This window comes from Mitsuaria sp. BK041 (assembly GCF_014193085.1).
Classification (GTDB): Bacteria; Pseudomonadota; Gammaproteobacteria; order Burkholderiales; family Burkholderiaceae_C; genus Roseateles.
The window spans coordinates 723,645-741,132 of the sequence record NZ_JACHYT010000002.1 but is presented as its reverse complement, the minus strand read 5'-3'; the positions used below and the strand labels follow the sequence as shown (position 1 = coordinate 741,132).

The window sequence follows — 17,488 nt, the reverse complement described above, 5'->3', positions numbered from 1 at the left end:
GGGGAGCGTCCACTAGAATCGCCGTCTTGCGTTGCAGCGTCCCATCGGGCATGAGATTTGCCCTCTTGGCGCCCCCGCAAAAACAGCCGGCAGTATACCGGCGCGTCCGGGTTGCAAGTGCTAGAAAACCCGATAAATCAAGACTTTACGTAAGCCCGTGCGGGCTCCGAAGTGCCATGTCTGACATTCGAACCCAGTCCTCGCCGGCCGCTGAATTTCCGATCACCGACCGGGTCCGTCATGCGATGCAGCAATCGCTGCGGGGCTGCGAGGAACTGCTGCCGCAGGACGAATGGCTGAAGAAGCTGGCCCGTTCCGAGGCCACCGGCCAGCCGCTGCGGATCAAGCTGGGCCTGGACCCGACCGCGCCGGACATCCACGTCGGCCACACCGTGGTGCTGAACAAGATGCGCCAGCTGCAGGACCTGGGGCACCAGGTGATCTTCCTGATCGGTGACTTCACCTCGATGATCGGCGACCCGTCGGGCCGCAACGCCACGCGCCCGCCGCTGACGCCGGAGCAGATCAAGCACAACGCCGAGACCTATTACAAGCAGGCCAGCCTGGTGCTGGATCCGGCGCGCACCGAGATCCGCTACAACAGCGAATGGTCCGACCCGCTGGGCGCGCGCGGCCTGATCCAGCTGGCGGCCAAGTACACGGTGGCCCGCATGATGGAGCGCGACGACTTCACCAAGCGCTACGCGGCCGGCACGCCGATCTCGGTGCATGAATTCCTCTACCCGCTGATGCAGGGTTACGACTCGGTGGCGCTGAAGGCCGACCTGGAACTGGGCGGCACCGACCAGAAGTTCAACCTGCTGATGGGCCGGCACCTGCAGGCCGAGTATGGCCAGGAGCCGCAGTGCATCCTCACCATGCCGCTGCTGGAGGGCCTGGACGGCGTCGAGAAGATGTCCAAGTCCAAGAACAACTACGTGGGCATCACCGAGCCGGCCAACAGCATGTTCGCCAAGATCCTGTCGATCAGCGACCTGCAGATGTGGAAGTGGTTCGACCTGCTGAGCTTCAAGTCGATCGAGGAGATCGCGGCGCTGAAGCGCGAGATCGAGGGCGGCCGCAACCCGAAGGAAGCGAAGGTGATGCTCGCCAAGGAGATCACCGCGCGTTTCCACAGCGCGCAGGCCGCGGAGGACGCGGAGGCGGACTTCAACAACCGGGCCCGCGGTGGCATTCCGGACGACATCCCTGAGCTGACGCTGAGCGGCGCGCCGATGGGCATTGCCGCGCTGCTGAAGGCGGCCAACCTGGTGCCGTCCAACGGCGAGGGCAACCGCAAGATCGAGCAGGGTGGCGTCAAGATCGATGGCGTCACCATCAGCGACAAGGCCCTGAAGGTCGAGGCCGGCACGATGGTGCTGCAGGTCGGCAAGCGCCAGTTCGCGCGCGTGACGCTGACCTGATCTGACCGACTCACGCCATGCAAAACGGGAGGCCGAGGCCTCCCGTTTTGCTTGCAGTCAGCGAGTGTCCCCGGGGCCCGGAACAGGGTGGGAGGTTCGCGGACGCGAGGCCTCCTACCCTGTGATGGGCCGCGCTGGCTGCCGGGCAGTCGCGCAGCGCCGGTGCCCCGCAGCGCTCACTGCTTGATCGGCCGCAGATAAGGCCCCGGCTTCGGCATCTTGACGGGATCCTTCGCGATCGCATCCTTGAGCCAGGCGATCGCCGCATCCAGCTGCGCATCCTGCCCATTGGCGGTCGCGCGCGGCGGGTTGTCGACCTCGATGTCGGGCGTCACGCCCTTGCCCTCGACGAGGAACTGGCCGTCGACGGTGATCTGTCCGTTCTCCGCGGCGCGCATCAGCCCGTTGTCCATCAACCGGTTCTGGTCGGACAGCCACACCCCGGCGCCCGAGGTCGTCTTGCCGATGACCGGTCCCAGGCCCAGGCGCTTGAAGCCTTCGGAGAAGGTTTCGCCGTCGGAGTAGGTTTCCTCGTTGGCCAGCACGACGACCTTGCCGCGGAACACCTGCTGCATGTTGGGATAGGGCTTGCTGCCGTAAGGCGAGCGCGGTTGCCAGAAGGCCCAGGCGCGGCGCAGCAGCGTCTGCAGGATCCAGCTGTCGATGTTGCCGCCGTTGTTGTGGCGGACGTCGATGATGAGCCCCTCGCGCTCGCTCTGCGCGTAGAACTCGCGGGCGAAGTCGCCGATGTCGTCGCGGGTCATCGCGCGCAGGTGCAGGTAGCCGATCTTGCCGTTGCTGGCGGTGTCGACGATCCGGGCGCGGCCGTAGCGCCAGTCGTTGACGCGCAGCTGGCCTTCGCGGCGCAGGTCGACCGGCGTGACGACGACGGGGCGCTCCTTGCCGGAGGGCTCGCGCACCTGCAGCAGCACCTGCTTGCCGGCCTGGCCGCGCATCAGTTCGCTGGGATCGGGGGCCTGGGTCGCGTCGCGGCCGTTGATCTGCGTGATCACGCTGCCCACCGGGATGTTCAGCCCCGGCGCGGCCAGCGGGCCGGCGTCGGCCGGCAGTTCCGGATCGCCGCTGAAGATGCGGGCGATCTTCCAGCCCTTGGCGTCGCGTTCGAGTTGCGCGCCCAGCCCGGCGAAACCGGGTTCCTCGGCACCCTTGCGCAGCTCGCCCGGCGCCACCTGGCTGTGCAGCAGGCTGAGCTCGCCCACCATCTGCGCCATGACCTCGGCCAGCTCGCTGCGCTCGGTGACGCGTTCCACCAACGGCGCGTACTTGGCGCGCATCGCGGTCCAGTCCACGCCGTGCATGTCCTTGTCGTAGAAGAAGTCGCGCTGCATGCGCCAGGCGTCATTGAACATCTGGCGCCATTCGGCCTTGGGATCGACGGCGATCTGCCAGTCGGTCCAGCGCACGCGCGACTTGTCCAGGTCGCCGGGGATCTTCGGTCCGGCGTCGACGATCAGGATCTCCGGCGCGGCGCCCGGCGCCGCGGGGCGGCGGATCAGCAGCTTCTTGCCGTCGGCGCTCAGGTCGAAGGCGCCGACCTGTTCGGCGAAGGTCTCGACCTTGGTTTCGCCGGGACCGATCGGCAGCTGGCGCAGCGTGGTGCCCTCGTGCAGGTACAGGCGCTTGGAGTCCACGGCCAGGCCGCTGTAGTTGCCGGCGGCGATGGGCACTTCGAACAGGCGCAGCGACAGCCCGGGGATCTGGATCTCGGGCTTGCCCTTGGCCGCGGGCTTCTCTTCCTTCACCGCGGCGGCCTTGGCCTGGTCGACCTTCTGCTTCGATTCCTTGTTGTCGGGCTTGTCCTTCTCCTGCTCGCGGACCTCGGCCTCCTCCTTGGCCTTCAAGCCCTGGAGTTCATCCGGCTGCGCGAACGGGAAGCGCAGGCCCGGCTGCAGCGCCAGCGCGTAGACCTTCCAGCCCTTGTCGAAGAACGGGCCCATGTTGCGATCGCCCCAGGGGCCGGGGTTGCCGGTCACGTCGAAGCTGCGGCGCGACAGGAAGTAGAGCCACTGGCCATCGGGGCTGAAGGCCGGCGCGGTCGCGGCGTAGCGGTCGCTGCCGAGCTGGTGGACCTTGCCGTCGGCGACGGTCAGCAGCATCAGCTGCTCGCGATAGGGGTTGCTGGTGGCGCGGACGAAGGCCAGCGCCTTGCCGTCGGCGGACCAGGACAGCGAGGCCGCGCCGTCGCCGAGCGTGTCGTGGTCGACCTCGCGGGTCGCGGCGGCGCGGCTGGGGTTCTTGAGGTCGGTGAGGAAGAGGCGGCCTTCCTTGTCGGTGTGGGCGATCCAGCGGCCGTCGGGCGAGGGCGACAGGCTGCGGCGCATCGCGGTGGCGCCTTCGGTGACCTGCCGCAGCTGGCCGGCGCCGTTGGCGGCCAGGCGCCAGATCTCGAGTTCGCCGCTGTAGTCGCAGAGCGCGAAGACGTCGCGACTGTCGCTGCTGAAGGCGGTGTCGCGGCAGCGGCCGGCGTCGCCGAGGCTCGCCGGCACCGGCAGTTCGGCGCGGCGCAGCGGGCCGACGCCTTGCGTGGCCAGGCGACCGCGCGCGGTCAGCACGACCTGCTCGCCATTGGGCGACAGCGAGACCGCGGTCAGGAAGTCCTGCGGGCGGCTGACCCAGCGCTTGCGCTGCTGGTCGAAGTCGCCGCCCAGGGCGATGGACAGCTTCTGCTCGGCGGCGCTGCCGTTCAGGTCGAGGCGGTAGAGGTCCGCGCCGACGGCGAAGACCGCCTGCGCGCCGTCCAGGCTCGCATGGCGGATGTCCCATCCCTTGAGGCGGGTGTGCTGGCGCGGGTCGGAGCCGTCGGCCTTGACCGACCAGAGGTTGAAGGTGCCGTCGCGGTCGGACAGGAACGCGATGCGGGCGTTGCCGCCGGCGTCGACGTAGGGCATCGGCCGGCGGTCGTTGGCGCCTTCGGGGACCAGCGGCCGGGCCTCGGCGCTGCCGGCGAGGTCCATCACCCACAGCCGGGCCAGGGCGCCGCCGCGGTACTGGCGGGCGTTGTCGCCGCGCAGGCCGTTGCGGGTGAAGTACAGGGTCTTGCCGTCGGCGCTGAGCGCGCCGTCGCTGGCTTGGCCGACCGGCAGCGCGCGGTGCTTGCCGGTGGCGATGTCGACCAGGTGCAACTGGGTGCCGGGCTCGCCGCGCTCGGTGTTGCCGGTGTAGAGCACCTCGTTCTGCGCGGTGATGCCCCAGACGCGCACCGCGCCGGTGTCCCAGGTCAGGCGGCGGGGCACGCCGCCGGCGGCCGGCATGACGAAGACGTCGCTCGCGCTTTCCTGCTGGCCGGTGAACGCGATCCAGCGGCCATCGGCGGACAGGGCGGGATAGGTCTCGACGCCGCCATGGGTGGTCAGGCGCTGGGCGGTGCCGCCGGCGGCGGAGGCCTGCCACAGGTCGCCCTCGGCGACAAAGACCAGCCGGTCGCCGCGCAGCGCGGGCTGGCGGTAGAAGCCCAGCGCCGGATCGACGAGCGCCGCACGGGCGGCCGCGCCGCGGGCGACGGCGTCGGCGGCGCCGAGGGCGGCAGCCGAGGTCGCGGCCGAGGTGGCGGTGGATTCTGCGGCGATGGCCAGGGTGGCCATCGAGCAGGCCGAGGCGATGGCCAGGCGGCGGAGCGTGATGCGCATCGAGGTCTTCCTTGTGGAGTCCGGGGACGGAGCGTTGGAACGAGAAGGGAACCGGCCGGACGGCAGCCGGAAGTCATGCGGCGCGGATTCTGGCGCCGGGCGGGGCGTCAGCGGTTCGTCACCCCCATGGCCACATGCCCGGCCGGCACGTGGGGCACGGCGTTCTGGACGTGGCCGTGCTGGTCGTCGAAGAAGAAGTCGGGCTCGAACTCGCGCAGGAATTCGCCCTTGGGCAGGCCGCCGAGGAACATGGCTTCGTCGACCTCGACCTCCCAGTCCATCAGCGTGCGGATGGCGCGCTCGTGGGCGGGCGCGCTGCGGGCGGTGACCAGCGCGGTGCGCAGCCGCATCGGCGCGGCGCCGGCCTGCAGCCGCTGCAGCGCGTGCAGGACTTCCTTGAACGGACCGGCGGGCAAGGGCGTCAGCTTGCGTTCGCGTTCATGGGCCTGGAAGGCGTCCAGGCCATCGCGCTGGTAGATCTGTTCGGCCTCGTCGGAGAACAGCACGGCATCGCCGTCGAAGGCGATGCGCAGCTCATCGGGATAGGCGGCCGAGGCGCGCGCCGACTGCGGGAAGACGCGTGCCGCGGCCACGCCGGCGGCGAGGGCGGAGCGCACGTCGTCCTCGTTGGCGGAGAGGAACAGGTCGGCCTTGAGCGGGCGCAGGTAGCGCCAGGGGCTCTGCCCGCGGGTGAAGACGCCGCGCTCGATGGTCAGTCCGTAATGCTGCGCGGAGCGGAACACGCGCATGCCGGAGATCGGATCGTTGCGGGACAGGACAACGACCTCGACGCGGGGCGTCTCGCCCAGGGCATTGAAGGCGAGCAGCTTGCGCGCCAGCGAGAAGGCGGTGCCGGGCTTGGCCGGCTCGTCCAGGCGCTGCTGCTGCAGCCGCATGTAGGCGCGGTCGTCGCTGTTCTCGAAGAGCTGGTTCTCCTCTTCGAAGTCGAACAGCGCGCGGGAGGAAAGGGCCACCACCAGGCGGCCGTCGAGGGAGGCGGGCATGGGTGGGGATGATAGGGGTCCCGGGGTCCGCCGCCGGATCGGACATGGCGGCGTGAGGCCTTCGTGATCAGGCGTTGACGCGGCATTGAGGGCGCAATGAACCAGACACTTCTTGTCGATTTGGTGATCCGAGACAGCCGCCCGACTGTCATCGACCGGACATCCGGGCGCCCCAGCATCGCCGGCTTTTCATCCGCCAGACGCTCTCCATGCCGCTCGTCCGCCCCGCCCGCCTGTCCGCCCGCCTGTCTGCGCGCCGATTGATCGCCGCCGCCGCGGTGCTGAGTTGCCTGCCGTCCGCCCATGCCGACGACGACAAGCGCGTGCAGACGCTGGACGTCGTCAGCGTCACCGGCAATTCGGTGAACACGCTCGCACCCAGCGCCGCGCCGCTCAATGCCAGCCAGCCGACCTCGGTGATCGATGAGCGCTTCATCCGCGACGCGCTGCGCTTCAACGCCAACTTCGACGACATCGTCAAGTACGCGCCCAGCATGACGGTGAGCTCGCCGGAAGGCCCCGGCCTGGGCAAGAGCGAAGGCATCAGCCTGCGCGGCTTCCAGGACGGCCAGTTCAACATCACCTTCGACGGCATCCCGTTCGGCGACGCGAGCGACCTGCATCACACCACCTCGGCCTACTTCAGCAACCACGTGCTGGGCCAGGCGCAGATCGACCGCGGTCCGGGCGGCGGCGCGTCGATTGGCAACGCCACCTTCGGCGGCACCATCGCGCTGCGCACGCGCGATCCGGCCAGCGTCGACGGCATCACGCCGTACTTCACCCTGGGCAGCTGGAACACCCGCGCGGCCGGGCTGTCGGTGGACCACAACTTCGGCGATACCGGCGTCTTCGCGGAGGTCTCCAAGGAGTCCAGCGACACATTCCTGTCGCACACGCGCGATGACCGCAAGCACCTCTTCCTGAAGACCGTCAGCGCGCTGGGCGACGACACGACCTTGACCTTCGTCACCAGCGTCAACCGCGAACGCCAGAACACGGTGCAAGGCGCGACGCTCGACCAGATCGCGCAGCACGGCTGGCGCTTCGGCCTGGGCGACGACCCGTCGCTGCAGACCTATGCCGGCTACAACGGCGCGAGCTACCGGTCCAGCTTCACCTACCTCGGCGTGACCTCGACGCTGGGCGGCTGGACGGTCGACAACAAGGTCTACTTCAACGACTTCGACCACGCGTCGGACAAGACCAGCGATCCCACCGACACCGATCCGTCCCACAACGGCGTGCAGTTCTACGACGCGGCGGGAAAGAAGACCACCAAGGTCGCGACCGACGTCCCCGGCAAGCGGGCCGACAACGGCTTCCATGCCTATGGCGACGTGCTGCGCCTGGCGCGCGAAGCGGGGCCGGGGCGCTTGCAGGTCGGCGCCTGGGTGGAGCGCAACGACGACGCGCGCTGGCAGACGCCGGTCGACTTCACCACGGGCGCGGCCACCGGCACGAAGTACGGCTATGCCGACAACTACCGGCTGAAGGACACGACCGACACCTTCCAGCCCTACGTGCAGTACGACTGGAAGGCGGCCGAGGGCGTGACGGTGAGCCCGGGCCTGCGCTACTCGAGCGTGCGCCGCGGCATCGATGCCGAGCTCAACAAGTCGACGCCGCCGGCGCCGCTCAAGGCCAGCGCGACCTACGACGCCTGGCTGCCCTCGATCAGCGTGCACGACCAACTGAGCCACGACTGGTCCGCCTACGCGCAGGTCGCCAAGGGCTTCCTGGCGCCGCCGGTCAACGTGATCCAGCTCAACGGGGCGCGCGGGCTGGATCCGGAGCTGACGACGAACTACCAGCTGGGCACCGCCTATGCGACGCGCGAGTTCAACTTCGGCGCCGACGTCTATCGCGTCGACTTCGGCAACTACATCAGCCAGACGATGATCGACAGCGGCGCGGGCAGCGAGAGCGTGTACGTCAACGCGGGCGGCGCGGTCTACAAGGGCATCGAGGTCGAGGGCACCTATGCCTTCACGCGCCAGCTCAGCCTGTACGCCAACGCCAGCCTCAACCACGCGACCTACAAGGGCGGGTCGGTGCGCGTCGCCGGCACGCCGCGGGCGACCGCGGCCGTCGGCCTGATCTACGGCGACAAGCAAGGGCTGTTCGGTTCGCTGATGACCAAGATGGTCGGCGCGCAATACGGCGTCGACAACACGACCGATGCCAAGGGCACCACCGTCTTCGCCAACAGCCAGCGCCTGGGGGGCTACAGCAGCGTGGACGCCGCGCTCGGCTATCGCGCGGACCAGGGGCCCTGGGGCACGAAGGGCTTCTCCGTCAGCCTCGACGTCAACAACCTGTTCAACGCGAGGAAGCTCACCGCGTTCGCCGGCAACCAGTCGGTGAGCGGCGCGCCGCTGTACTTCGGCCTGCCGGGCCGGGGCGCGTTCGTCGACATGGCGGTGAAGTTCTGATGGGCGCGCGCGTCGCGAGCGCGGTCGCCGCCGCGGTGGCGGCCTTGATGCTGACGATGCCGACGGCGCAGGCGCAGGACGCCGGAACGCCGGTCTCGCGGCCCGCGCAGGCGCCGGTGCTGCGCATCGTGCTGATGCGGCACGGCGTGCGCTCGCCGACGAAGTCGCCCGAGGCGCTCGCGCCCTTCGCCACCGAGCCCTGGGCGCGGTGGCCGGTCGCGCCGGGACAGCTGACGCCGCATGGCATCGCGGCGATGAAGGCCCTGGGCGGCTGGTGGCGAAACCAGCTCGGCCTCGATCGGCTCGCGGCGAGATGTCCGGCATCGGCCGGTGCCGGGGCGCCGCTGCTCGTGATTTCGGATAGCACGCCCAGGAACCACGCGAGCGCGAAGGCGCTGATGGAGGGGCTGCTGCCCGGTTGCCCGGAGGCTGGCCACTTCGGCCTGCCGGCGGGGCAGCACGATCCGCTCTTCCAGGGCAGCGCCGGGTCGGACGAGGAGGTCTCCCCCGACGCGGTCAAGCGCCGGGACCGCATTCCCAAGGACGGGCTGGACGAGCTCCAGGCCGTGCTCATCGGCGGCGCTGGCGAAGCGGATCGGCAAGCGGCCCGCGCGTCGGGGCACCAACTGCTGGTCGACCAGGCGGATCCACGCAAGCCGATGGGGACGCTGGCGGAGAACCTGATGCTGGAGTACGTCGAGGGCCTGCCGGCGCCGGCCTGGGGGCGCCTGGACGAGTCCGGCATCGGTCGGATCGTCGAACTGCACAACGCGGCGTTCGCGCAGCAGTGGAAGGACGATCCGGTCGCGGCGCGGCGGCGCGCCTCCGATCTGCTGGCGCGGATCTCCGCGGCGCTGCGCGCGGGCAACGCGCGACCGCTCGCGGGCGATGCGCAGGGGGTGGGCGCCGGCACGGTGTTCTTGGTCGGGCACGACACCAACCTGGCGGCGGTGGCCGGACTGCTGGGCCTGGACTGGCACGACCCGGCACGGCCGGATGACTATCCGCCAGGCGGCGCGCTGGTCTTCGATCTCGTCGCCGGGGCGGCCAGTGCCGAGGTGCGGCTGGGCATCGCGATGCCGACCTTGAGCGCGCTGCGCCGCGGCCGCTTCGATGCGCCGGGCGACATGGCCGTGAAGCCGGTGGCGGTACCTGGGTGTGGCGGCGCCTCGGCGTGCCCGCTGGATCGATTCGCCGATCTCGTCGATCAGGTGATCGACACGGCGGCGGTCCCGGCGGCCGAGCCGGTCCGGCCGTTCGTCCGTTAGCGGTCGGAAGCGGCCGACGCGGCAAAGCAGCCGAAGCAGCAGAAGCAGCAGAAGCGGCCGAGGCCGCTGCTTGCCGCTGGACGAAGCGCCGCGCCGCGCCCGGCTACTGCGCCGCCAGCTTGTTCATGTCCATGATCGGCAGCAGCACCGACAGCACGATCAGCATGACCACGCCGCCCATGGCCACGATCAGCAGCGGCTCCAGCAGCGTGGCCAGCGTCATCGCGCGGCGCTTGACCTCGTTGCCCAGCTGGCGCGCGGCGCGCTGCAGCATGTCGGGCAACTGCCCTGTCTGCTCGCCCAGCCGCGCGAACATCGACAGCAGCCCCGGGAAGCGCTTCTTGCCGGCGAGCGCCGCGCCCAGCGGCGCGCCCTCGCGGACCTGCGCCAGCGCGTCCAGCGCGTCGGCGCGCATCGCCTGGTTGGACAGCGTCTCGGCCGCCGCCTGAAGCGCCTTCAGGATGGGCACGCCGGCGCCGGCCAGCATCGCCAGCGTTCCCGAAAACCGCGCCGCGTTGTAGCCGCGCGAGAGCCGGCCCAGCAGCGGCAGGTTCAGCCATGCGGCGTCGAAACGCTGCCGCGGACCTTCGCGCTTGAGGATCTGACGCGCGCCGAAGAACACCGCCGCCAGCACCGCCACGATCGCCAGGCCCCAGGTCCGCATCAGGTCGGACAGGCCCATCATGATCCGCGTCAGCAGCGGCAGCGTCTGCTTGGTCTGCGTGAAGACCGCCGCCACCTGCGGCACGACGTAGGTCAGCAGGAAGCTCACCGCCAGCACCGCGATGATGCAGACGATCACCGGATAGGCCAGCGCGCCGAACAGCTCCGAGCGCAGCCGCTGCTGCTCCTCGAGGTCGTCCGCCAGGCTCTCCAGCACCGGGCCCAGCGCGCCGCTCTGCTCGCCGGCGGCGACCACCGCGCGGTAGACGTCGTCGAACTCGCGCGGCGCGATCGCCAGCGCCCGTGCGAAGGACGAGCCCGCATTGACCTCGGACTTCAGCTGCGACATCAGCTCGCGCTGGCGCGGATCCTCGGCCTCGTCGGCCAGCGCCGACAGCGAGCGCTCCAGCGGCAGGCCCGCCGAGACCAAGCCCGCCAGCTGCCGCGTCCACACCGTCAGCCCTGCCGCCTTGAAGGCGCGCCGCGCGAAGCGCGACTGCTTGCCGGCCGGTGCCGCCACCGGCTTCACGTCCATCGGCACCAGCCCCTGCGCGCGCAGCTGCGTGCGCGCGGCTTTCGCGGTGTCGGCCTCCAGCAGGCCCTGCTGGGACTTGCCGGACGCGTCGAGGGCGTCGTACTTGAAGGCGGGCATCGCTGGGAACCTCGTGATTGACTGCGTCGTGCGGCGTCGGGGGTAGCGTCAGGGCGCGCGGTCTTGATCGGCCGCGCTCACTCGCGCGTGACTCGCAGTACTTCCTCTTCGGACGTCACGCCCGCGGCCACCAGCCGATCGCCGTCCTCGCGCATCGAGCGCAGGCCGTTGGCGCGCGCCGCGGCCAGCAGCTCGGACTCGGGCGCCTGGTTGTGGATCAGGCCGCGGATGGTGTCGTCGCAGACCATCAGCTCGTACACGCCGGTGCGGCCCTTGTAGCCGCTGCTGGCGCAGGCCGGGCAGCCGACCGGGTGGTAGCGCGCGCCGCCCTCGGGCAGCGGCTCCGGCGACTTGCACACCGGGCAGAGCTTGCGCACCAGCCGCTGCGCCAGCACGCCCAGCAGCGACGAGCTCAGCAGGAAGGGCTCCACGCCCATGTCGGTCAGGCGCGTCACCGCGCTGACCGCGTCGTTGGTGTGCAGCGTCGCCAGCACCAGGTGACCGGTCAGCGAGGCCTGGATCGCGATCTGCGCCGTCTCGTAATCGCGGATCTCGCCGATCATGATCACGTCCGGGTCCTGGCGCAGGATCGCCCGCAGCGCCTTGGCGAAGGTCAGGTCGATGCGCGCGTTGACCTGCGTCTGGCCGATGCCGGGCAACTCGTATTCGATCGGGTCCTCGACGGTCAGCACGTTGGTCGTCGATGTGTCCACCGTCTGCAGCGCCGCGTACAGCGTCGTCGTCTTGCCCGAGCCCGTCGGGCCGGTGACGAGCACGATGCCGTGCGGCTGCTGCGCCAGGCGCTGGAAGCGCTCCAGCCGCTCGCCGTCCATGCCCAGCGCCGCCAGCGTGAAGCGCGACTCCGACTTGTCCAGCAGGCGCAGCACCGCGCGCTCGCCGTGCGCCGACGGCAGCGTGCTCACCCGCACGTCGATCGCGCGGCCGCCGATGCGCAGCGAGATGCGGCCGTCCTGCGGCAGGCGCTTCTCGGCGATGTCGAGCTCCGCCATGATCTTCAGCCGCGAGATCAGCGCCGCATGCAGCGCGCGGTTCGGGCGCACCACCTCGCGCAGCGTGCCGTCGACGCGGAAGCGCACCGAGCTCTCGCGCTCGTAGGGCTCGATGTGGATGTCGCTGGCGCCGTTGTTGGCGGCCTGCGTCAGCAGCGCATTGAGCATGCGGATGATGGGCGCGTCGTCGGCGGTCTCGAGCAGGTCCTCGACCGCGGGCAGGTCCTGCATCAGGCGCGACAGGTCGACGGCGCTCTCGACCTCGCCCACCACCAGCGCGGCGCTGTCCTCGCCGCCCGCGTAGGCCGCCTGGACGCGCTGCGACAGCTCGGCCACGCTCAGGCATTCGATGCGCGAGGGCGCGTACACGCGCTGCAGTTCCGACAGCACCGGCAGCGACAGCGCCGGCGTGGCCCACAGGGTGCGCTGCTGGCCGTCGTCCTCGAGCAGCACCTGCTGCGACTTCGCGACGGCGTAGGGAAGGGGATGGCGGCTGGCCATGGCGGCTCCCGGCTCAGCGGCCCTGCGGCGCGCTGGCCGGCGCGGCGGGGCCCGGCACCGGCGACGAGGCCGGATAGACCGGCAGCGGCAACTGGGCCGGTGGCGTTGATCCCGGTGCCGAGGCCGGCTTCTCCGGCAGGATCGGCGCGCCGGTGTCGGGCAGCACCATGGACGCCTTGGGCTGCGACTCCTGCTGGTAGGCGCGGATCGCGTCGTAGCGGTCCATCGTCAGCGCCAGCGCGCTCTCCGGCGTGCGCAGCAGCACCGGCCGCAGGAAGATCATCTGGTTGGACTTGGTCCGCTTGCGGGTCTGGTTCTTGAACAGGTTGCCCAGCAGCGGGATGTCGCCCAGGCCCGGCACCTTGTCCTCGCCGTCGACGTACTCGTCCTTGAGCAGGCCGCCCAGCACCAGCACCTGGCCGTCCTCCAGCGTCACCGAGGTCTCCACCGCGCTCTTGTCGAAGGTCGGGCCCTGGGTGGCCGAGTTGGCCGAGGCGACGACGCTGGAATTCTCCTGGTAGACCTTCATGCGCACCGTGCCGTTCTCGCCGACGGTCGCGCGCACCTTCAGCCGCAGGCCGACGTCGCGGCGCTCGAAGGTCTGGAAGGGACTGGTGGTGGTGCCCGAGGTGGTCGTCGAGTTGCCGGTCAGCACCGGCACGTTGCTGCCGATCAGCAGGTCGGCTTCCTCGTTGTCCTGGACGATCATCGACGGCGTCGACAGCACGTTGGTGCCGCTGACCGAGCCCAGCACGTTGGCGATGGCGCCCAGCGTGTAGAGGCTGCCGACCTTCTTGATGATGCCCACGTTCAGGCCGGTCGGGATCTGGCCGCTCTGGATCGCGGTGCTGACGCCCGAGGTGCCGCCGGCGGTGGCCGCGGTCAGGTTGAGGATGTTGGCGTAGCCGGCGCCGAAGTTGGTGCCGATCGCGCCTTCGCCGAAGAGCTGCTGGAACTGCACGCCGAACTGGCCGGCCTTGGAGGCGTCGACCTTGACGATCAGCGCCTCGACGTAGATCTGCGCGCGGCGCGTGTCGAGCTGCTCGACGACGGCGCGGATCTGGCGGTACATCGGCTCGGGCGCCGTGATGATCAGCGAGTTGGTCGCCGGGTCCGCCTGCACGAAGCCGCCGGTGTTGACCTGCGCCGTCTGGCTGACCTGCGTCGACGCGCCGCCGCTGCCCGAGGAGCCGCTGCTGCTGCCGGAGCTCGTCGAGCTGCCGCCGAAGGACGAGCTGTTGCCCGCGAAGCCGCCGCTGGTGCCGGCGCTGCCGGTCTGCGCGCCGGCGAAGCTGCCGGTGCCGCTGCCCGAGTTGCTGTTCGATCCGCCGCCCGCGCCCGGGCCGGCGTTGTTCGTATAGGCCGCGCGCAGCACCGTGGCCAGGCGCACCGCGTCCGCGTTCTTCAGGTAGATCACCCGGATGCTGCCGCCGGTGTCGGTGCTGGGCTGGTCGAGCTTGGCGATCATCGCGCGCAGCTGCATCAGCTTGGCCGGGTTGGACGCGCGCACGATCAGCGCGTTGCTGCGCGGATCGGCCATGACGCTGCTGCTGCCACCGCCGGCCGCGCCCTGCGGCGTCACCACGCCCTGGGCGCCGCCGACGCCGTCGGAGAGCCGCTGCACCAGTTGCACGATGTCCGAGGCCACCGCGTTGCGCAGCGGGATCACCTCGATGTCGGTGTTGGAGGGCTGGTCCAGCGCCGCGACGATGCGGCTGATGCGCTGCAGGTTCTCTGCGTAATCGGTGATCACCAGGCTGTTGTTGCCCGGGTTGGCGTTGATCGTGTTGTTGGGCGTGATCAGCGGACGCAGCACCGCCACGAGGTTGTTGGCGTTCTCGTGGTTGAGCTTGAAGATCTGCGTCATGACTTGGTCGCCGCGGGCGCGCGACTCGCCGGCGATGGTCACCGCGCCGGTCTGCAGCTTGGCCTCGGCCTCGGGCACGAGTTTGAGCAGCCCGCCGGACTCCACCATCGAGAAGCCCATGCCGCGCAGCGCCGCCAGGTAGCTCAGGTAGGCCTCCTGCACCGGCACCGGCTGCTCGGCGGTCAGCGTCATCGTGCCCTTGACCCGGGGATCGACCAGGATCGGCTTGCCCAGCGCGGCGGACATCGCGCGCGAGACCGCCTCGATGTCGGTGTTGACGAAGTTCAGCGTGACCGGCGTGCTCGCGCGCACGGCCGGCTGTCGGCGGTTCTGCTGCTGATTCGACTGTGCGCCGGCCTGCAGGGGCAGGCTGCCCGCGATCAGGCTGATCGCCATGCCCAGCGCCGTCGGTCGCATCATGTGCTTGTTCATGCTCATCCCACCGAGATGATCGAGCGCGCGCCTTCGCGGCGCCCGATGATGTTCAACAAATTGGCCAAGGCGGCCTCGCTGCCCGGGGCGGCCGTCGCCTCGCCCCGGAACTGCGCCCGCTTCGCGCCCAGGCTGCCCTGGCCGCTCAGTTGCAGCGGCCCCTGGATCGTCGTGAGGATCAGCTGCGGCGTCTGCCCGCCGCCCACCAGCCCCATCCGGTAGCTGCCCAGCGGCGCCACCTGCGCCAGGCGCGAGGAGAAGTCGCGCAGCTCGACCTGGGCCACGCCGCTCACGTTGACCGCGGCCCCGCGCCCCTCGAAGACGAAGCCCTGCGCGCTGATGGCGATGACGCCGTCCGGCGCCAGCGTGTTCCAGGGCGTGCCCAGGCCCGACAGCCAGCCGGCCGGCCAGCGGATCCACGGCTGCTCCGGCGTCGCGTCGGGCAGCCGCACGGTGAGGCGGTCCAGGCCGAAGCTCGCCGTCAGCGGCGCGGCCGGCTTGATGCAGCAGGACTGGTCCAGCGTCAGGCGCAGGCCCGGTCCGCCGTCGATCCAGCCCGGCCGCATCGTCCAGCCCAGGCGCTGCGGCAGCTCGCTGGCGTCGCGGCTGCCGGGACCGGGGCTCAGGATCAGCCGGGCGCTGCCGTTCCACAGCGTGCCGCGGGCGTCGGCCAGCACCAGGCGCTGATGGGTCGCCGAGGACACGGCCGAGGCCAGCCAGGCCGCCGGCGCCCAGGCGACGACCGCCGTCACCAGGCCCAGCACCGCGCCGAACTCGGCCCAGCGGAAGGCGCGGACGAAACTGGTGGTCGAGGCGGCGTTGGCCGTCGAGGTCGTGAGCCGGGCGCTCGATCGTCGGGCCATCGCTCAGTTCCCCGCCGCGGCGGGCAGCAGCAGCGTCAGGCGACCGCTGTAGCCCTGCGGCCCGGATTGCAGCTCGGCCTCCTGCGGTCTGGCGCGCGCGCCCTGGCGCGCCTCGCCGATCCACATCGCCAGCGCGCCGCCGGGCACGCCGCGCAGGCGCAGCTGCGCCTGGGTGCCGGTGATCGTCAATTCGGCGGCCGGGCCCAGCCGCGCGGTCGCGGCGCGCAGAGCCGCCACCGACTGCTCGGCCGAGACCGGCACCGCCTGCTTCAGCGCCTGCGTCTGCATCGCCATCGCGCGCATCTGCTGCAGCTCGCGGTCGAGCCGGTCCAGCTCGCCAGGCGCCTTGCGCAGCGTGCCCCAGGCCGGCGCGAGCGCGACCAGCCACAGCAGCAGCAGGCCGATGAAGGCCGCGGCCAGGCGCGCGATCAGGCGCTCGCGCGGCGCGGCCGCCTGCCAGCGGGCCTCGAGGTCGCGGCGCATCGTCGTGAAGCTGTTCATCGGTTCTCGGGTCGCAGGCTGAGTCGGAGCGCGTCGCCGTCCTCGGCGACCCGCAGCGCGGGATCGCGGCCGAGCCGCTCGCGCAGCTGCGCGCGCTGCGGCGCGCCCAGGCCGGTCAACTGCAGCCGGCCGGGTTCGAAGCGCAGGCCCGGCAGCGGCGGCTCGCCCGGCGGCGTGGCGCGGGCCACGGCGGCGAGGAGGTCCTCCAGGTCGCCCGGGCCGACCTGCCCGGCGCCGCCGCGCAGCGCCTCGGTCTCGCGCACCATCTGGGCGCGGGCGTCGCGGACCACGCGCACCTGCGGGAAGCTCTGCCGCAGCAGCGCCTCCTGTTCGGCCTTGCGCGCGTCGATGGCGCGGCCCTGTTGCCAGGCCATCGCGTTCAGGCCGATGACCTGCACCGCGACCAGGCCGACGACGCCCCAGCGGAAGGGCCGCCAGGCCGGTGTCTGCAGCGTCTGCCAGGCCTGGTACAGGCGCTGCCAGCCGCGCTGGCGCGGCGTGAGGTCGAACTGCAGCAGGTTGACCGGCGCCTGGCGCGCAGCCCAGGCGCGGTCGGTGTCGCTCAGCACCCGCACCGGACGGCCCAGCCACTGCTCGGCCTCGGCCGCGGCGGCGGGGCTGGCGCTGACCGGGGCCTGCTGCCACCAGTCCTCGCCCAGCCAGTTGCGCAGGCCGCCGCTGTCGAGCGGGAAGGTCGCCACGCCGTCGGCACGCGAGACCCGCAGCCGCGCGCGCCCGTCGGCACCAGCGTGGACGTAGCCGCCATCGGCGCTGCCCGAGGCCGGCTGCGGCCAGGACAGCGGCAGCAGCGACTCGACCAGCAGCCCGGCCGCCTCGATCGCCTGCAGGTGCGCGCGCAGCGGCTCGCGGGCGGTCACGGCGACCCAGTGGGTGCGGCCGTCGGCGTCGGGACTGTCCAGCAGCGCGAAGTGCAGCCGCTCTGGATCCTCGAGCAACTGGTCCTCCATCACGCCGACGACGGCGCCGCGCAGCTTCGCGCCCTTGACCTTGGGCAGTTGCGCCGGCAGCCAGCTGAGCTGGTCGTCGCCGATCAGCGCCATCACGCGGTCGGCGCGCGGCAAGGCGGACAGCGGCGCGCGCTCGCCGTGCCCCCGGGCGTGGGCGGGCGCTTGCGCGTCGTGGCTGAACCAGTATTCGTAGTCTTGCGCGGGGCCGCCCTGGGGCGGGTGGGCCGGCAGCAGGATGAGCAGGGTACTCATG

General features: G+C 71.2%; 11 protein-coding genes. 3 read left to right on the top strand and 8 right to left on the bottom strand.

Annotated elements, in window-relative coordinates; translation table 11 throughout:
* Positions 1–245 precede the first annotated feature (245 nt).
* On the top strand, positions 246–1,424 hold the full coding sequence (gene tyrS / locus FHT38_RS19165) for a tyrosine--tRNA ligase (RefSeq protein ID WP_404932665.1): 1,179 nt from the start codon (positions 246–248) through the stop codon (positions 1,422–1,424).
* 176 nt (positions 1,425–1,600) lie between these two features.
* On the opposite strand, the gene FHT38_RS19160 is transcribed toward tyrS, so the two are convergent.
* Both FHT38_RS19160 and FHT38_RS19155 read right to left on the bottom strand, forming a co-directional pair.
* The gene (locus tag FHT38_RS19160; RefSeq protein ID WP_183492907.1) at positions 1,601–5,071 is read right to left on the bottom strand and encodes a S41 family peptidase; all 3,471 of its coding nucleotides are present in this window, start codon (positions 5,069–5,071) and stop codon (positions 1,601–1,603) included.
* A gap of 107 nt (positions 5,072–5,178) precedes the next feature.
* The gene (locus tag FHT38_RS19155; RefSeq protein WP_183492906.1) at positions 5,179–6,075 is read right to left on the bottom strand and encodes a 5'-nucleotidase; all 897 of its coding nucleotides are present in this window, start codon (positions 6,073–6,075) and stop codon (positions 5,179–5,181) included.
* A 209-nt stretch (positions 6,076–6,284) separates the two neighbouring features.
* Between FHT38_RS19155 and FHT38_RS19150 the strand changes: the two genes are divergently transcribed.
* Positions 6,285–8,510, top strand: a complete 2,226-nt coding sequence (locus FHT38_RS19150) for a TonB-dependent receptor (protein WP_183492905.1) — start codon at positions 6,285–6,287, stop codon at positions 8,508–8,510.
* Positions 8,510–9,778 (top strand): histidine-type phosphatase, encoded by a 1,269-nt coding sequence (locus FHT38_RS19145; RefSeq protein ID WP_183492904.1) that lies wholly within the window; start codon positions 8,510–8,512, stop codon positions 9,776–9,778. The genes FHT38_RS19150 and FHT38_RS19145 overlap by 1 nt, the downstream gene beginning before the upstream one ends.
* Positions 9,779–9,881: 103 nt before the next feature.
* Here FHT38_RS19145 and gspF read toward each other — a convergent pair whose 3' ends face one another.
* The 6 genes from gspF to gspL all read right to left on the bottom strand — a co-directional run bounded on the left by gspF (position 9,882) and on the right by gspL (position 17,487).
* Complete coding sequence (gene gspF, locus FHT38_RS19140; RefSeq protein WP_091727322.1) at positions 9,882–11,093, bottom strand: type II secretion system inner membrane protein GspF; 1,212 nt, start codon at positions 11,091–11,093, stop codon at positions 9,882–9,884.
* A 77-nt stretch (positions 11,094–11,170) separates the two neighbouring features.
* Entirely contained in the window at positions 11,171–12,604 is a 1,434-nt protein-coding gene (gene gspE, locus FHT38_RS19135; RefSeq protein WP_183492903.1) for a type II secretion system ATPase GspE, read from the bottom strand.
* 13 nt (positions 12,605–12,617) lie between these two features.
* Positions 12,618–14,909, bottom strand: coding sequence for a type II secretion system secretin GspD (gene gspD / locus FHT38_RS19130; protein ID WP_183492902.1), 2,292 nt, complete (start codon positions 14,907–14,909; stop codon positions 12,618–12,620).
* Complete coding sequence (gene gspN / locus FHT38_RS19125) at positions 14,906–15,766, bottom strand: type II secretion system protein N (RefSeq protein WP_183492901.1); 861 nt, start codon at positions 15,764–15,766, stop codon at positions 14,906–14,908. Before gspN ends, gspD begins: the two co-directional genes overlap by 4 nt.
* Positions 15,767–15,769: 3 nt before the next feature.
* Entirely contained in the window at positions 15,770–16,267 is a 498-nt protein-coding gene (gene gspM / locus FHT38_RS19120; protein WP_091727306.1) for a type II secretion system protein GspM, read from the bottom strand.
* Complete coding sequence (gspL, locus tag FHT38_RS19115) at positions 16,264–17,487, bottom strand: type II secretion system protein GspL (protein WP_183492900.1); 1,224 nt, start codon at positions 17,485–17,487, stop codon at positions 16,264–16,266. Before gspL ends, gspM begins: the two co-directional genes overlap by 4 nt.
* Position 17,488: the final 1 nt, after the last annotated feature.